Genomic DNA, 17,028 nt, shown 5'->3' on the forward strand with positions numbered 1-17,028 from the left:
GAAGTAAACGCTTTATTTTATTGAGATCAGGAGTAGTCCGGCTTGTAGCGAGGCTTCCATAACTTGAAGGGGGATGGCACACTTGGATCGACGTTTGTTGGAAGAGGGACTAGCGACAATTGCCTCCAGTCGGGAACACACCGGTGATCTATGGCATGCCCATTATGGGGCAGGGGCAATTGCGGCTTACTTTTGGGTGAGGGAAAATCGTCTCACGGCCCTTGCCGCTGGCAGTGTTACCGCGGAAGCGAAAGCGATGCTTCGCCAGCATGGGACACATATCAGTCATACGGCTTCACCAAGTGAACGCATGCCGTTAGAAGAAGCCGAAGCGCGTATTGCAGACGCGCTGGAGCACACGATTGGCGAGTTGCACTGGGTAGGACACCAAGTGATCTATGGAGCGATTAGTCTCAAAGCCATTCGTGAACTTGATGGATGGGGCACCGTAGAAGAGATTGAGCAGATTGCTCAATTAATTGAGTCGTTTGAACGTACGATTCCAGGCAGATCCTGGGTGAATACAACGGTAAAAGAGATTCGCCATATGCAGCTGGACGAGAATGACAATTTTCCTGAGATACTGCATCCGATTCAGTTGTCTCAGTTTATTCTGGAGGAACTTGGTGCGTTTCGTACGATTTATCAAGCGGAAGCCCATCATGATCTGATTGGACATATGCTTACCTACGGTCATGCGCTGAACATGCTTTATGAGCTGGGATATCAGGCCCTGTTTTATAAAGGCATTCCGCCTTTTCTCAAAATGGTCAAGGCCTTGCGCCTGAGCCGTGATATCGATCTGACGCCGGAGGCAGCCACGCTGCAATCCCCTGTGGACATGTTACCACTAGCACAAGCTGAGCGTTCACGCGCTCTGCCACATGAATTGGAATACTGGTTGAAGGATCGGCGCTGCCGTGACTGGTATGGCGGGCATATTTTCAAATTTCCGTTCAGCTTCTATCACCATGCCAAACATGAGGAACCTATGCCTGAAATTTGGGAGAACTTCCGTTATATTATTGCGTAGGAAGTATAACGAACAAATCACATTCTATACAATCTATATGTATCGAGTAAACCTTAGAAAGATCCATTACTCAAAATTAACGTTCATTAAATCAAGCACTTGTCTAAGCGGCAGGTGCTTTTTCGTCATTTCCATTTTCTCGCAGAAAACCAACGAGAAATCGGCGTAATTCATCCGCAATACCGTCTGCATGAGGGAGAAAAGAAGGTAAGATGATATTATCGGATCAGAAGCAAGGGGAGCAACGTGTAGCGTACAGTGTACAAAGTCTAAACGATGTGCAAGAGACAGAAAAGTAGATCCCGCACAAAAGTCAGGCCAGCAAATGCTGGTTTTTTTTCATTTCGGTGATTGCGCCCTTGCCCTGATCGGGTATTGAAGAATATCAAAAAACAGGAGGCTACATGATATGAAAACAGTATTGTATGTACCACTCGATGATCGTCCGGCGAATCTGGATGACGTAATTGTACAAGGGAAAGCAGCCGGTCTTCACATCGTTACACCCAACCTGAAGGATATCAAGAACCGTTTGGATACGAAGAAGACGACCGACGGCACAACGCTGCTGGGCACTTCGACGCCCATTTACGGGAATCCGTCCAACATCTATGATTTCATTGTCAAACATGCAGCGAAGGCAGACGGTTTCATTATTTCAACGGATATGCTCGCTTACGGTGGATTGATCGGCAGCCGTCAGCTTCGCGAAAACGGCGGCGGAACGTATCCGTCATATGACGAGCATACGACTCATTTGCTGGATGTCATTCGAATCATTAAAACGAAGTATCCGCGCAAACCGCTGTTTGTGATGGATACGATTATGCGACTGGCAACGACTTCGTTTGCAGATGGATTGGCACTGGATGCGTATAATGAATCTCGCTCTCTGATGCAACAACCACGCCAGACTTATACGGAATTTGAAGATATTATTCAAGGATATAACGTTTCTACAGATGGAGTAGAGTACGGGGGAACCACATATTTCGATAAACAGAAATACTACAATACAAGACAGCACAAGTTTAAAACGAACCGTTACATTCTGGATCAACTGGCTCGTACAGGATACATTGATTTCCTTGCCGTTGGTGTGGATGATGCGAATACACAAGGGGTTCAGATCAACGAGATCAAGTATGTCGAAGCGCGGATTAACGAATGGCTTGGCGGTACGGATGGACAGAACCCGGATCGTGCGATTATTTTGCCGGATGCCGATGGATTGGGACATGCTTTGGTCGCACGGATGGCGAATCAGCTGTTCAGAGGTGGGGCTAAAACAAAATATGGTGTGAAGTATTACGGGCCACACGGTTCGACGATCATCAATACCTATGAATATATGGATGTACACCAAAACGTGGTCCACCACGTCGATATCGTCGGCGGTGTTATGATTGAGGATGGGGCAGATTCCGCAGTGGATATGGAGATCATCGCCATTACAGCACTTGATCAGGTGCAGGAGGCGGTGGAGCGTTTGGCAACGAATGGGGAGCAGGGGTTGCCTTCGATCCTGATTGATTTTGTGGGCAAAGGGCCTGCGAACGTCGATGTGGCTGAAGTATTGCTCAATAGTCCATATACCGGACGTGTACTTGGATACAGTGCCTGGAATACACCGGGAAACAAAATTGGTCTTGCGGTTGGCATGGCACAATCCAGATTTGCGCTAATCACTACGGAAAAGCATAAACATAAGTTGCGGGATGCCATGAATGCACACGGCTCACTATTGTTCAAACGTTTCCTGAAGGACTACAGCTACAAAGCGGTAGCCATTGCCGATGTTCGCACCTATTCGCGTGCGCATGCCCTGTATACCAATGTGGCAACACTGGCGGATCAGAATATGGTGCTGTTTAACTCGGAAGAGGACTACGCTCATCTGCAAAGCTTGTTACGCGATCTCATGCAGACACACACCGCTGAACTGGCGAGCAAACCGGCTTTCGGGCAAGGTAATCCGGCCATCCGCCAAATCTGTGACGGGCAACTGACGTACGCCACGTATAACGGTGCACTTCTGGAATACAATAACCCTGATTTCATCTGGGGACGCGCGTTCGAAATTACGCTGAGCCCGCAGGTGAGGATGAATTAAAATCATGTTTTAGAATGACAGGAGAAATGGGCTGTAGTTTAAGTTGAGAACGAATAAAGCGAGCTACTCATGAACGGTAGCTCGCTTTCCTATTCTCAATTCCAAGCAACTATGATGACGAACATCATAGCTACGACAAAAGAAAGTATGAGAAATGATTTATTATTGTGACGCTTATGTGCGATCCATAACCCATAAGAAGACATGAGAGATGAGATAAAGAAAAATAGGTAGAACAACATTCCTTCTGGAGAAAATAGAAAAGCACTGCTTGTAAAGTTCCAAAATCCAGGAAGAATAGTGATAGAATATACGGGGACAATGGCTGCAAGTGTGAATAACAGCGTTTGTGTCCAAAGAAAGTACTTATTCATCAATTTCAATAGAAGAATGGATAAGAGAAATAATAGCAAGGTTACTGTGAAAAAAGAGGGGGCTGTCCACATGAGAAGTTGTCCCCAATCACTCATTTTTTCATCATAAAGTAGAAATAAACTCAAAGTATAAGCAACTACACCTGCCAAATAACTTGAGATGAACACCCAGATGTAAAATAGATCAGATTTCTTCATTTAATCGCCTCCATTCTAATAGAACACGATCACTTTATTAAGGGTATGTTTTTATCATGTAAATGTCTATCTTTATGAGAAAAAAATCACATAAAAAGTGTCGTCTTTTTACCTCCCAAGCTCCGCCCTTATTCGCGCACAAGTCAACCCAATCACCATCCGCGGTAGGGGAAAAAGGCTGTAAGATAGTATTATCGGATCAATTGCCGAGGGACACACCGAAAGCACATACGCTAATGTACAGACCAGCCAATACGGCTGGTCTTTTTGATGCGGTGAGATTGTCCCTGCATTTTGATCCGGTTTCTACATGGAGTATGGAAAAAGGGGGAGTCCCGAACTGCCACATGGTTGCTGTAACATGCGGCAGTATTCACTTTTACGGCGGAAGGGGGCGAAATGAATGTGTCTATTAGCACACGTATTAAAAAGACGTTAAAGCAGAAGCTTGCGGCTCTTATACCTGCTTGGGAAGGGCGCGTGCAGGATATTCCCGCTTCGGGTGAAGTGTTGTCAGGTCCATGCGCAGTTGTTGCTTTTGCCGAAGAAGTACCGAAGTCAGCTTGGGCAGGATACAGGCGAATCATCAAGATTTCACCGTATGCCCGATCGGAAGACGGGGGTGCAGAGCTGGTGGAGGTCTGGTCAGCATCGTTAATCGCGGGCTTGCATCAGGTGCGGCTGGAGGATGAGGAAGGTGGAGCTTTTACTTGCCTCTATCTGGGTTCTACGGACAGCGACCGTGCAGATGTTGCCTCAGGTTTGATCACACGTAGTTTGCGCTTTGGTGTGTACGTTCCTGAACCGCAAGGCGCCGCCGGGAATAGCCCTGTCATGGGTGATCCTTGGCTTGTTGCACTGCAGCTTTGGACAGCGAACATGCTAGGATCGAACTGGTCTGTGTATGCCAATAGTTGGCCAGGTGGGTATAGGATGCCGTCTGTACTGTGGCGATTAAACGGGAACAGTACCGCAGTGGCGGGAACATCGGCGCTTGAAGTACGCAAACAGTGGATCGGGCATGTTCTTACCGATGATACAATTCTGACGGATCACGCGGCAAGTTATCTGGTCAAGCAATTGGCACTTCAATCGCGGATTCCAATGACTCCATTGGATAGTGAGGAAGCTGGAGCTAACGCGATCGGCGAGAGTCATACACGTTATGTGACAGTAGATGAGGTAACAGCGGATTTGCAAGCCGATGCGTATCTGAATGGACAGATTCGTCTGACATTAACACAGCGAATCCGTCGTCCGGTTACAAGTGCACCTCTTATGCGTGAGATCCACCATAACAAAGGAATCGAGTAAAAGTAAGCCCCAGAGAAGCTATCACTAAGGGATAGTTTCAGATCGTTTTATACCTTAGCTTATGTAGACTCATAGCTTTAGTAAGACTGCTTCTTCGTAGAAATTTTATAGATTACAGGATCAAAAATTCATAGGTGAGACGAGATCATTTGAACTTTGTTAAACCAACGAGGTGAGAGATACATGGCAAGCTTTTTGAAAAAAAAGTTACCGGTTCTCCCGCAGTATACGCGGGCTGAACTGATGAATCATTCGGAAGCCCTCTTTGCCGTGAAGGCAGAGGTGCTGGCTGGTGCGCTGTTCGAAGCGGCGCACGAGACGTTTTCCATTGAAGAAGCACAGGCAAGAATCAACCAATTTTTGAAAGCGAAGGTGAATGAATAATGGCAGGTGGAACTTGGGAACAAACAAATCGTCCGGTCCTTCCGGGATTGTATATGAATTTTCAGGCGGCGGCGTCTTCGGCTATTCAGGCGGGCAGTCGTGGAACGGTCGTTGTGCCGGTCAAGGCTAACTGGGGTCCGGTGGACACGTTTGTGGAAGTAAACAGTGAAACGGCAATTGAACGTACATTTGCGGCAAATGCACTGGATAACGGTACGGCTTATGCGTCTTTGAAACTGGCTTTGCTCGGCGGACCGAAGAAACTGCTCGCTTATCGGGTGGCAAGTTCGGCAGCGAAAGCAGCTACGCTGACGTTGAAAGACGGTGGTGGTGCGGATGTGCTCCAACTCGATGCAAAGTATCCAGGCGACCGTGCGAATGGCTTCTATGTAACGATTCAGCCAGGTGTGATCGACAATACGAAGTTTGAAGTGCGTTTGTTTGAAGGCAATCGGATGTTATATGCGCTCTTGACGTCAGATGTTACTTCAGCAACTCTTGCGAAAGAGATCAATGCCGATGAGCAAAACCTCTGGATCACGGCTCAGGCGATTGGAGAAGGGACTGGGGAGGTTGCGAACGTATCGGGTGCGGCTTTCAAAGGTGGTGTAAGTGGCAATGATGCACTGACGAATGCAGAGTACATTGTTTTGCAGGGGGCGCTGGAAGGCGAACAGTTTGATGTGCTTGCCCTGGATCATGCGGCGGATGCAGCGTTGCTTGCGAGCTTTGCGGCGTGGGTCAAACGGGTTCGCAGTGAAGGCAAGCCAGTCATGGCTGTATTCGGTGGCTCCACAGCAGATGATACGTCCGCTTCGGCAGCTCAGAAGGCTGCAACGCGCTCCCTTACGCTGAACCATGAAGGTGTGATTAATGTGGGCACGGGTGTGCGTTTGGGCGATGCGTTCTATAGCTCCGCACAGACCTCGGCTTATGTTGCAGGTCTTATCGCCGGACAACGTCTGAACGAATGCACGACATATGCGGCAACACCTTTTGATGATGTTACACGCCGCTGGACACGCGCCGAACAGGAGCAGGCTGTACAGAATGGCGTATTTATTTTCTTCCACGATGGACGCCGGGTTAAAGCTCTCCGTGGCGTGAATACGCTGGTTACCCCTGCTGCCGGACAAAATAATGCGTGGAAAAAAATCCGGTCGATCCGGGTCATGGATGCGATTAATACAGATTTGCAGCGTTCCGCTGAAGACACGTATATCGGTAAAGTGAATAATACCGAAGAAGGTCGTCAGGCACTGATTGGTGCGATGAAGGCTTATTTGGCGTTGCTCGCACAGAGTAATGTTATCGAAGCCGAAGGGTATGATGTTGTTCTCGACCCGGCCTATTATGGCGCATCCCCTGTGCTGAAACCGGAGGCCGATCAGGTATTCCTGCAATGGAATGTGAAGCTGACAGACGTGATGGAGCAACTGTTTGGTACGTTTTACGTGCAATAAGGTAAAAGGCTTGAAAGCAGGCTAACAGGCTAGTAGATCGTTTTGTAAAAAAAGAAGAAGGACATGTTGAGTGGTTGGTTTACACAAATAACGGAGAGGACAGCGAAATTCCAGGGATACAGCAATTAGAAGCATGTCGATCACGTCGTTATGATATGTGAACAATAACCACTCAACCATAATAAGGAGGAAATAAACATGTTGGATGCATCAAGAGTGATTCTCGGTACCCACGGTCAGCTGCATATGGATGGTGTGTGGCAGACTAATATTAACAAGTTGGAGGCCAGCGTAGAGATTGAGAAACGTGAGCTGAATCTTGTCGGCAACGAATGGAAGGTTCACAAAAACGGTGCCAAAAAAGGTACAGGTACGATGACAGGTTACAAGGTTACGTCCGATATGATCAAGCGCGGCTTTACCAAATTTCAGATTATCTCCAAGCTGGACGATCCCGAGTCGTACGGACATGAAAGTGTGCTGCTGAAAGGATGCATGGTAGATAAAATTCAGCTGGCGAACTGGACGGCAGGCGAGGAAGTGCCGGAAGAAACGGGCTTTACCTTTGAGGGATTCGAATTGCTGAATCCGATTGTAGCGAACTGATTTTTATGAAACGTTACTGGATTTGTTCACAATAGGCAAGGGCACTGAAGCAGACCGGGAACCTCTCGGTCTTTTTGGTGTCTTAAGATGATTATGAGATACACGGAAGCACATCGAATTCAGAGAATACATGAGAAAAAGGAGATTTTTAACCGATGAGTATGAATGAAAATTTGTCCGAAGAGCAGATTTTGGATCAGTTGTTTGAGGCGGCAGAACGTCTGCCAGAAGAAAATGTTCGTATCCAGCGTCTGGATCTGCTGCTCACCTTGCGTGGATTGACGTCTTCCAAAGTGGATCAGATTCGCGAGCGCTGTACGATTCGTAAAACGACAAAGGGGCGCACCGAAGAAAAAGTGGATACCGAAACGTTTAATGCCCTGCTGATCTCCGAGGCTACGGTGAAAATGAGTGTACGCGGACTGGAACTGTCCGGCTGGGGAGACAACCGCATCACCGGACGTATGAAGTTGTCAGGTGGAGAGCAGGCGGTGCGCCGTATGTTGCTGGCTGGTGAACTGGATGCGGTTGGTGACAAAGTGCTCGAACTATCCGGCTTCGGCGTGGAGATTGAAGACCTAAAAAACTGATTCACTCCGGCGGGATGACCACGTTCCTGTATCACATGTGGGTGCGTCATCATCTCCGTCCCGGAGAGTTCTGGTCTTTGCCACGGGGGGAGCGCTCGCTTTTGCTTGCGTTCTCGGAAGAAGAGATGGCGGCCATATCCGCTCAAATGAATCGTTAAGCCAAACAGGCAGGAGGTGAAACAAATGGCAGAAATGATTATCGGGTTATCCCAATCCAACACACAAATGAAGACGACCCTTCGTTATCTGGATCAGATTCAACGTTCCACAGATCGCTTGAACCGGGTTCGTTATCAAGGGTTGATCAAAGTGAATGATGAGCTGAGAACCACCGGACGCAGACTGGAAAGCATCTATAGTACCGCTGTCCGTTTGAGCCGCTTGCGGATCACACCGAGAATTGGATTGGACGATCAGCTAAGTCCGGCTTTGGATCGTGCGCTGATCAAACTGAATAGCTTCCGCAATCAGTTAGTAAAGGCTTCTGGAACGGTGTCGGTCGAGGTGAAGCAAAAGGTTGAAGTGGCGATGGGGAAAATGACGCCAGCAAGTGGGCCTTCGTTGGCGCTGAACATTGGCAGTAATAATAATACAGTCAATAATCCAGCCAAGGAAGAAGAGCCTAAGAGTTGGTTGGATACATATGTCTTTGACCCTGCTGAAAAGGTGAACAGTTTGTTTGATGTATTTAATAATGTTAAAGGAATTTTTGAAAAATTCAAAAAGAAAAAAGAAGAACCTCCTGCTTCAGATCCAACCACAAGTCCTGCAGCTAAATGTTGCTGTTGTACAGGTGGAAAGATAAGTAAAAACCGCAGAGTCCGTTCTTCGAATACGGATGGTGGTAGTTCAGATCGGGGTAGGCGAAATTACCGAAGTGGAAGAAGATCAAGTAGTCGTACGAACCAGGGCCCATCACCAATACCAAGTCCAGTACCTGATACCCCAACTCCTCCGGCCGATCGCAATCGTAATAGAGGAGGGAGAAGAAGAATCCGCGGGGGCGGTCGTTTAGGTTTTATGGATAGTTCATTGGGGTCTTTAACTGACATGTTATCTGGTAACGGGTTGATGGATAATTTAAGTGGTGGCTTTGCCAAAGGTGCAAAGAAATTGCTTGGTCCAATCAGTATGCTGGCAGATGTGGCTAATATCGCCAATGCACCTGCTGAGGAAAGAGGCCGTGCTGTGGGGAACATGATTGGCGGAACGGCGGGTACTGCGATTGGTAGCGCCATTGGTAGTTTTATTTTGCCAGGAATCGGTACTTACATTGGTGGTGCTGTTGGTGGTTGGGCTGGTGGTGAAGTGGGAGGCTGGATTGGAGATAAGGCGAAGGATATCGGTAGCTTTGTATCCAATGCATCGGAAGGTTTAGGCAACGCGTTATCTGGTGCTGCTGACTTCGTCTCTGAGAAAGCAAAGAGTCTCACTGAGGGATTTTCTAATTTTTTCGGTTTTGGATCGAAAAAAGAAGAACAGACTACTCCGCCTGCAACCGTTGCTTCAACCCCTTCCGTACCTGCAGCGCCGCAAATGCCGCCAGCGTACAGGCCAGAATTTTTATCGATCACCGGACCCGAAGCTTATATGAACAATCGATTGGGCTCACCGACAGCTACGGGTTTGATTGGAACAAGTATGATGCAATCTCAAGCGATGGCGTTAAATCAAACGGGACAGCAGAGCGGTAAAGCATCGCCACTCACAGTAAGTATCTCCGAAGAACAGATGAGCAGTCTGGCAAGTTACCTTAAGGATTTCAAAACGGAAACGACCAACCAGATCTCGGTGAATGTAGCGCCGGGAACGGTACAGGTGACGGTCCGCGAGAACGCAATTGATTACGATGCTGTGACTCAACAGGTAGGGCAACGGATCTCGAACGAGCTCCGCCGGGCGATGCAAAATCGCAAAACGATTATGGCCTAAGCAGAAAGGAGGCCGCAGATATGTCTACACTTAAAGATGAAGTTGGTACTAACGAAATGTCGTTCACGTTGAAGGATGGCAGTACTTCGTTTGTATTCCCGGTGAATCCGGAAGAAGTCAACATTTCCAGATCAAAAGGATACGAGACGATTAATATGCTGGAGCATGGCGAGTTTGACTTTGCACAAGGGGAGAAGGTGAAGGAGATCACCTTCTCTTCTTTTTTTCCAAAAGAGTATGATAAATCCTATTGTACGGTGACGGACATTCCTGATCCACGCGTGGCGATGAATGTGTTGAACACTTTCCTCATCTCCAAGAAACCACTGCGTTTCATCATCTCCGGAACCGGAGTGAATGTACCCGTGTTTCTGATTTCACTCAACTCGAGTTTTCGCGGCGGGGAGCCTGGAGATATATATTTCGATTTGACGCTGCGAACGTGGCGGGATTCGAAAGTGGAGAAGGTGGGTTCGGGTGCTGCTGGTAGCAAGTCTGGTTCACGTACCGATCTGAAAAAAAATAGCAAGACGTATACCGTCAAAGCCGGGGATTCCCTGTCTAAAATAGCCAAGCTTGAGCTCGGAAATAGTTCCAAATGGAACGAGATTTACAAGCTCAACACCAAGATTATCGGCAGTGATCCGAACCGGATCAAGCCGGGGCAAAAGCTGGTGATGCCATGACCTACAAGGTCATTGTCGATGACAAGTACGATATCACCAAGCTTGTCGAAACGATTACGCTGAAGGACTCGCTTGATCAGATTGCCTATCAGGCGAACATCCGGCTGGCCGTGTCGGCATCTTCAGGTCTTCCTGCGATTTCACCGGGCATGGCGGTACGGATTAGCGGGGTTCCTTTTGGCGAAAAATCAATGGTCTATCTTCTCCATCCAGCGGTCATTTGGGAAGCGGAAAGCTCCAATAGCGGTACCAAGCGTTTGTCCCTCACGGTCTACGACCGAATGATTTATCTCGAAAAATCGGAGGATGAATTCCTGTTTCCCAAGGATCAGACGGCAGTACAACGGCTCAAAGCTTACGCTAAGGAATGGAAAATTCCTCTGGCTACGTTGCCAGAGATCAAGACCAAGCTGGGTAAGGCGGTGTATCGGTCACAGACGATTTTTTCGATGATATTTGCCGATCTGAAAGAAACAGCCAAGTCCGGGGGAGACATGTACCACCCACGGATGATGCCTGGCGGGTTGCAGTTGTTTAAGGTAGGTAGCAACACGAAGGTGCACGCGCTGGATCGGCTAATCGATCTGACGCAGATGCGGACGCTGGAGGGTGCGGTTACGAAAGTAAAAGTCATGGCAGCGTCTGAGTCTGGCGGTAGCGGTAAAGAGGTGCCTTCCAAAGTGCTGGCGATTGAGCAGAGTGATACAGAGCAACTGGGTACACTGCAAAAACTGATCGAGGACGATCAGGTAAAAACAGTCGCCGCCGCAAAAAAACTGGCGAAAAGCAAGCTGACAGGCATACAGGAGACGTTTACGATCTCGGCCCCGGATATTAATACGATTCGCGCTGGAGACGCGGTCACGCTGAAAGGTTTGAAGCTGATCGTCATGTCTGTCAGCCGGGATCTGTCAGCCGGGCCGGGCACGATGACGCTGGAACTGGGCACGGCGGAGCTGGTGAAAAGGAGGTTTTATCTTGAATAAAGAAGATCCGTACGGGGAGTTTGCCGATGTGATGCGGGGAGCGATGAGCACACATTCCCGTCAGGCGGTGAGAGGTCTGGGCGCGGTGCTTGGTACGATCACGGCGTCTGGTGTGAAGCTGGACGATTTCAAGCACGAAGTGCAGGACTATCTCGTGGCTGAGCTACCGGGCACGCTGGGGTTGCCGGAGCGCGAGATAGCTGGCGCGATTTCCGGGATATCTGACGTGGCTGGCGGCGGTACGACGGGCACGGGACGCTTTCTTTTGCAAAAAGAGGAAGTGGAAGAAGCAGTCTGGTCTTTGGGCAAAGGTTTGAAAGCCGGGGATCGCGTGCTGGCGATGCGGGTGAATGGCGGGAACGATATTGTGGTGCTGTGTAAGGTGGTGAGTGCGAATGCCTAGTTTGTTTCCGGAAACGGGTATGGTCTGGGGAGATGAAGAGGACCTGTCGGGTGCGGCTTCGGAAGAAGTGCGTTTTGGAAGAAGCTGGCGCTATGACTATGACGCCGGTGATTTTGTGCTGACTCCAAGTGGCAAGGTGGCTACAGCAGACGCGCATGAAGCGTGGGTGCAATGGTGTATCAAGGCGGTGAAAACTCCGCGGTACAGACATGTGATCTACTCTCGGGACTACGGTTCGGAGCTGGAGGATCTGATCGGTCAGGGGGATAGCCGCGGTGTGATGGAAAGTGAGATTGCCCGGATGGTGACGGAAACGCTGCTCGCTGATCCGCGTACGGACGCGGTGGACCAGTTTACATTCGATTGGGACCGGGAGCAGTGCGGGTTTACGTGCCGGGTGATGAGTGTGCAGGATGAGATGTTTATTCTGGAAAGTGAGGTGATCTGACGGGATGGCTGAGATTCCGCGTTATTTGGAGGGCCAGACGGAGGAACAGATTATGCAGCGCATGCTGGATCGTCTGCCCGCGGATCTGGACAAGTCGGAAGGTTCGTTTTTGTGGGATGCGGAAGCTCCGGTAGCTTTTATGCTGTCCGAGGCGGCGCTTTGGGCGCAGGAGCTACTGCGGCGTGGATTTGCCAGTACAGCGGCGAGCCATGATCCGAATTTTCGTTCGGAGGAGCTGGATTTGCGGGCGGGGGAACATGGCATTACACGCCGGGCGGCGGTGGCGGCACAGGGCACCGTGAAATTTACGGGTGAGCCGGGGAAAGTCGTGCCAGCAGGTACGGTTGTAGCTACGCTCGCAGATGAGGTGTCCGGTGAAGCGTCGCTGGAATATGAAACGGTGGGCCGTGTGGAACTGGATGAAGATGGTGTGGGGAGTGTAGGGGTACGTGCGCTTGTTGCTGGAAAAGAGAGCAATGTACCCGCAGGCACGTTAACCGTGCTGTCTACACCGGTAAGCGGCGTGACGTCCGTGGTGAACACGGACGTCATTAAGGGCGGTGCGGACATCGAGGCAGATACCGCGCTGCTGGAGCGCTTTTATGCCAAAGTCCGCAATCAGGGTACAAGCGGCAACAAAGCACAGTATGTGCAATGGGCCAGTGAAGTGCCGGGTGTCGGGGCCACGCGGGTGATCCCGCTATGGCAGGGGCCGGGTAGCGTTGGGCTGTATCTGCTCGATACGGACAAGCGCGCTGCCGGATCTGATCTGGTGGCTGCGGTGCAAAAGTATGTTGACCCCACGCAAGATGGACAAGGCGAGGGCGTTGCCCCGGCTGGACCTGTGGTGACGGTGATGCCGGCAGAGGAAGTGCCGATGAACATTCAGGTGAAGCTGACGCTGGCAAGTGATGCCACGCTGGCGGATGTCCGGGCATTAATCGAGCGCGGGGTTACCGCGTATTTGAAGCAGCTTGCTTTTGCCGATCCACTCGTACGTTACACTCGTATTGCTGCGATTCTGCTGGACATCCCGCCGATTATCGATTATTCGGAGCTAACCGTGAACGGCGTAAGCGACCAGAATATCGAGATGACCGCCAACCAGGTGGCTGTGCTGGGGGCGGTGGATGTGCATGAGTAGTGTGGGAATTGAGGTTAGGAATGCTGTAGATGTTGGACTTACGAGTGAGAAAGGGCAGGAGCTGTTCTCGTATTTGCCTCAGTATTATGAGACTTCGCGCGTCATGCGGGCCGATATGCAGGCTAAAGGCAGTGAGATGGATCTGCTTTATCAGGCTCTGGACGAGACGCTGGAGCAGTTTTTTGTCCGCACGGCAACGTGGGGGCTGGATTTTTGGGAGGAGGAGCTTGGCATTGAAACAGATCGTCTCAAACCTGTGGAGCAACGGCGTGCTGTGGTGGAGTCGAAGCTGCGCGGGGCAGGTAAGTTTTCGGGTAGGCAGGTCGCGAATGTAGCCGAAGCCTATGCCGGGGGCAAGGTGGATGTCACTTTTCAGCCAGAAGCGTGGAGTTTTACGGTGAGTTTTGTAGATACGATGGGCATTCCGCCCAATATCGATGATCTGAAACGAGCTATTGATGAACTAAAACCGGCCCACATGGCCGTGGAATATAAATACCGTTATCTGGTCTGGGACGACCTGGACAAGAAGCAGAAAACTTGGGATGAACTTGATGCCGCGTCCCTGACGTGGAATGAACTGGAGGTGTGGGCGTAATGCCACAGGAAACCGATCGTTTGAAATTACCTCTTCCGCTAGGAAATGAAACTGTGAGTCGGGAGAGCATTAATGCAGTTTTTGAAAAGATTGACGCAGGCGTTGCGACGCAAGCCGATTTGGATACACTTCGTGAAGCAGTGAGCAAGATGGACATTCCTGATGCGTCTTTGACGCAGAAAGGGAAGGTGCAGTTAAGCAACGCTACGGAGAGCACAAGCCAAACTCTCGCGGCGACATCCAAGGCGGTTAATGATGCAAGACAGGCAGCGGAGAATAACGCCAAAGGCGCAAGTCTACCGCGTACGGGTGGAGCGTTGACAGGTAGGTTGACAATGCAATCATGGGGGGCTTTATCCGCGAATACGAATGGTAGCACCCTTTATGGTAATAACTGCTACTTACACCCAACAGATGGGACGTTCCGGTTCGAGAACACTCATTCTTTTGTTGGTGCTCGTGGCGTCTATCTGCGGTTTTTTGGATCGTCCAAAGAAATGGAAGTTTACATGTTCGACACTGGTTCAGTAGCGACAACAGCTGGTGAGATTTTTACCCCAACTCTTAAACGCATAATCAATGCGGATGACGTGATCTTGCCGAATGACAACCCTACAACCAACTTTTTATCTAATTCGACTGGATTGTTTGGTTTGGATGGCTGGACTAGCGGGGGGTCAGTCCCGTTCAATACCTCCGTTAGTGGCGATGTAACTGGAATGTTTTATGTAGATGGTGCTGTCCCGTCTGGTCAGTACGCCATACTGGATAGCGTTGCAATGACTGTGTATGCTGGCATTAAATATGATCTGCAAGCTATGTTTTTTAGTAGTGGCTCATACACAAATAGTTATATACTGATTGAGGTTAAAAACGTGTCTAATGGCGAAACTTTGTTCACGTTAAATGCAGACCCCCAAAAGTGGTGGCATCGCAAAAAGATGACGCTTACGATGCCTACTGGAGTAAGTCAGATTAAATTAAGGCTTGTTGTTAGTAACGCGCCCGCTGGAGTAGCAAAGGCGTTTTCGCGTATAAGATTTAATTTACACAACTTGGAAAAAGACATGCCTTACGATTTCACAGGAGACTTAGCTTATATCGGAAGTGAGCTGAAAGCGGTAAAGCGATCTGGCGTTGACGCGAAGCAGGGCGTGGTTAACGCCATCAACGCCAAGGGTGGCAGTGCTTCGACCAATGACACATGGGCTCAACTAGCGGCAAAGATTAACGCAATTCAGCAGGGGGCGTACTCGGCATCCGAACCCGTTATAAGCTACGTTAGTACCAACATTTCAGCGGGTCAACTAGGTTGGGTGCGTGATTTTGCAGTAGTTCCAGCGAACGCAAAAACAATATCTATATCAAACTATTCTACTGGCTTCGGTTTATGGGGTATAAGGATAGCGAGTTCTACTACGTCACTTGCATTTGGGCTTAGAGATGCAAACGGACTTATATGGCGTCTTTCAGAACAGGCTTATGGTAATAACCCGGCAGTATACGCTTTAAGTCTTTATACTCTGCAAGCAGACCTAAACGCAGGCGTAGCGGCTAGTTTGTATCTGCTATCGGGGAGTAACTACGGTCTTCATGACGTTACTCCACAGTCTAATGTCGGGTCTGTCAGACTATACGCTTCTCCTCCAAAGCCTGCTGGATTTGACAGTACTCGTGATATGACTATAGGGGTCTACATTAATGGTTCTGGCAGTTTTGCTACTAGTTTTACCAGTTCCGCATACGGACTAAGGCTACAAACGACATAATCAAAAAGGGGTGTGGCGTTGTGAGCCGTGAAAACTTTTACCGCATACTCATATTCGTCATGCTGGCATTGACTTTCTTCGCAAGCCTCATGGCGTATGTGTATGGTGGTGACCCCTACAACGACAACGCCAATAACATCAACATAAATATAGGACATCAAGCAGGTAATCTGGGCATAACAGGGGTTGGCAGGTTGTTCTGTACTTGGTGTACTTGGCGTGAACGTTCTCTATTTGAGCCACTCTAGTAGGGAAATTACAGGTAGAGAGCATCTTTTCATTTTATGATATTTTAATATAGATATTAATGAAAATGATTTGAATTGTAAATTTATTACTTATGTTTTTTTTATCATGAGTTTAAAGGAGGTGAAGCCATGGAACGATGGGACACCCTATGGAAATGGGGAATTGCGCTGATGAGCAGCTCGGCAAACTACTTCTTTGGTGGTTGGTCAGGAGTGCTCGGCGTACTGCTAGTCTTCGTTATTCTCGATTACCTAACAGGGATCGTGGCGGCGGGCATGACGGGCAAACTTGAAAGTAATGTTGGACTGTTTGGCATCGCACGAAAGGTTTTTATATTTGCAATGGTGTCGGTGGCTCATCTGGTGGACGGTGTTCTGGGAGACGGACATTTGTTCAGGGATGCGGTCGCCTTTTTTTATATCGCGAATGAGTTGCTGTCCATTATTGAAAATGGTGGCAAGCTGGGCGCCCCGATTCCGCCAGTTATTCGGCAAGCTATTCAAGTGCTCAAAGGAAAGGCGGGGGAGGAACCATTACCAATCCCATTGTCACATACTCCTCCGTCGTGGGATAATACCAAAAGTGAAAGTAATCATTCTCCAGAGTATGAACAGTCCAAAGAAAAAGCCGCGGATCAAGACAACAATTCAGATTCTAAGAGAAGCAGTTAAAGTATTTAGCTAGAAGTATCTGAATTAGTTCGATTTAATATAGAACAGTTAGTTTTTTACTCAAACA

17 protein-coding genes and 1 pseudogene are annotated in these 17,028 nt (G+C 49.0%); 17 read left to right on the forward strand and 1 reads right to left on the reverse strand.

What is annotated here, in order from left to right; translation table 11 throughout:
- Positions 1 to 82: 82 nt before the first annotated feature.
- Positions 83 to 1,033, forward strand: coding sequence for a hypothetical protein (locus ACT89M_RS06135; RefSeq protein ID WP_308722415.1), 951 nt, complete (start codon positions 83 to 85; stop codon positions 1,031 to 1,033).
- A gap of 409 nt (positions 1,034 to 1,442) precedes the next feature.
- Positions 1,443 to 3,146 (forward strand): DUF4127 family protein, encoded by a 1,704-nt coding sequence (locus tag ACT89M_RS06140; RefSeq protein ID WP_154890792.1) that lies wholly within the window; start codon positions 1,443 to 1,445, stop codon positions 3,144 to 3,146.
- A gap of 95 nt (positions 3,147 to 3,241) precedes the next feature.
- Here the strand turns inward: ACT89M_RS06140 and ACT89M_RS06145 are convergent, their stop codons facing one another.
- Positions 3,242 to 3,718, reverse strand: coding sequence for a hypothetical protein (locus ACT89M_RS06145; protein ID WP_308722416.1), 477 nt, complete (start codon positions 3,716 to 3,718; stop codon positions 3,242 to 3,244).
- A gap of 405 nt (positions 3,719 to 4,123) precedes the next feature.
- Here ACT89M_RS06145 and ACT89M_RS06150 point away from each other — a divergent pair, with 405 nt between their 5' ends.
- The 15 genes and pseudogenes from ACT89M_RS06150 to ACT89M_RS06220 form a co-directional block, all read left to right on the forward strand.
- A complete protein-coding gene (locus tag ACT89M_RS06150) occupies positions 4,124 to 5,032 on the forward strand; it encodes a hypothetical protein (RefSeq protein ID WP_308722417.1) in 909 nt (302 codons plus the stop codon).
- A 183-nt stretch (positions 5,033 to 5,215) separates the two neighbouring features.
- The gene (locus tag ACT89M_RS06155) at positions 5,216 to 5,416 is read left to right on the forward strand and encodes a YqzN/YkzM domain-containing protein (RefSeq protein ID WP_154958572.1); all 201 of its coding nucleotides are present in this window, start codon (positions 5,216 to 5,218) and stop codon (positions 5,414 to 5,416) included.
- The gene (locus ACT89M_RS06160) at positions 5,416 to 6,879 is read left to right on the forward strand and encodes a phage tail sheath subtilisin-like domain-containing protein (RefSeq protein WP_487345068.1); all 1,464 of its coding nucleotides are present in this window, start codon (positions 5,416 to 5,418) and stop codon (positions 6,877 to 6,879) included. Before ACT89M_RS06155 ends, ACT89M_RS06160 begins: the two co-directional genes overlap by 1 nt.
- Positions 6,880 to 7,077: 198 nt before the next feature.
- Positions 7,078 to 7,485 (forward strand): phage tail tube protein, encoded by a 408-nt coding sequence (locus tag ACT89M_RS06165; protein WP_123063182.1) that lies wholly within the window; start codon positions 7,078 to 7,080, stop codon positions 7,483 to 7,485.
- Between the two features lie 155 nt (positions 7,486 to 7,640).
- Positions 7,641 to 8,075 carry a phage tail assembly chaperone gene (locus ACT89M_RS06170; protein WP_090918338.1) on the forward strand — a complete coding sequence of 145 codons (435 nt, stop codon included), beginning with the start codon at positions 7,641 to 7,643 and terminating at the stop codon, positions 8,073 to 8,075.
- 14 nt (positions 8,076 to 8,089) lie between these two features.
- Entirely contained in the window at positions 8,090 to 8,233 is a 144-nt protein-coding gene (locus ACT89M_RS06175; RefSeq protein WP_186811683.1) for a hypothetical protein, read from the forward strand.
- Between the two features lie 25 nt (positions 8,234 to 8,258).
- Positions 8,259 to 10,007, forward strand: a complete 1,749-nt coding sequence (locus ACT89M_RS06180) for a hypothetical protein (RefSeq protein ID WP_487345069.1) — start codon at positions 8,259 to 8,261, stop codon at positions 10,005 to 10,007.
- Positions 10,008 to 10,063: 56 nt separating this feature from the next.
- A complete protein-coding gene (locus ACT89M_RS06185; protein ID WP_154890943.1) occupies positions 10,064 to 10,693 on the forward strand; it encodes a LysM peptidoglycan-binding domain-containing protein in 630 nt (209 codons plus the stop codon).
- Positions 10,690 to 11,679: an XkdQ/YqbQ family protein gene (locus ACT89M_RS06190; RefSeq protein ID WP_308722429.1), complete on the forward strand. Its 990-nt coding sequence runs from the start codon at positions 10,690 to 10,692 to the stop codon at positions 11,677 to 11,679. Before ACT89M_RS06185 ends, ACT89M_RS06190 begins: the two co-directional genes overlap by 4 nt.
- Positions 11,672 to 12,082 carry a hypothetical protein gene (locus ACT89M_RS06195; RefSeq protein ID WP_308722430.1) on the forward strand — a complete coding sequence of 137 codons (411 nt, stop codon included), beginning with the start codon at positions 11,672 to 11,674 and terminating at the stop codon, positions 12,080 to 12,082. The genes ACT89M_RS06190 and ACT89M_RS06195 overlap by 8 nt, the downstream gene beginning before the upstream one ends.
- Positions 12,075 to 12,530 carry a DUF2634 domain-containing protein gene (locus ACT89M_RS06200; RefSeq protein WP_308722431.1) on the forward strand — a complete coding sequence of 152 codons (456 nt, stop codon included), beginning with the start codon at positions 12,075 to 12,077 and terminating at the stop codon, positions 12,528 to 12,530. The genes ACT89M_RS06195 and ACT89M_RS06200 overlap by 8 nt, the downstream gene beginning before the upstream one ends.
- A 4-nt stretch (positions 12,531 to 12,534) precedes the next feature.
- The gene (locus ACT89M_RS06205; RefSeq protein WP_308722432.1) at positions 12,535 to 13,674 is read left to right on the forward strand and encodes a baseplate J/gp47 family protein; all 1,140 of its coding nucleotides are present in this window, start codon (positions 12,535 to 12,537) and stop codon (positions 13,672 to 13,674) included.
- Complete coding sequence (locus tag ACT89M_RS06210; RefSeq protein ID WP_154958566.1) at positions 13,667 to 14,272, forward strand: YmfQ family protein; 606 nt, start codon at positions 13,667 to 13,669, stop codon at positions 14,270 to 14,272. Before ACT89M_RS06205 ends, ACT89M_RS06210 begins: the two co-directional genes overlap by 8 nt.
- Positions 14,272 to 16,041 carry a phage tail protein gene (locus ACT89M_RS06215; RefSeq protein WP_261771609.1) on the forward strand — a complete coding sequence of 590 codons (1,770 nt, stop codon included), beginning with the start codon at positions 14,272 to 14,274 and terminating at the stop codon, positions 16,039 to 16,041. The genes ACT89M_RS06210 and ACT89M_RS06215 overlap by 1 nt, the downstream gene beginning before the upstream one ends.
- 377 nt (positions 16,042 to 16,418) lie before the next feature.
- Positions 16,419 to 16,820 (forward strand): annotated as a pseudogene (locus ACT89M_RS06220) (phage holin family protein); the annotation flags it as partial.
- Positions 16,821 to 17,028 lie beyond the last annotated feature (208 nt).

This window comes from Paenibacillus sp. NN59 (assembly GCF_057597225.1).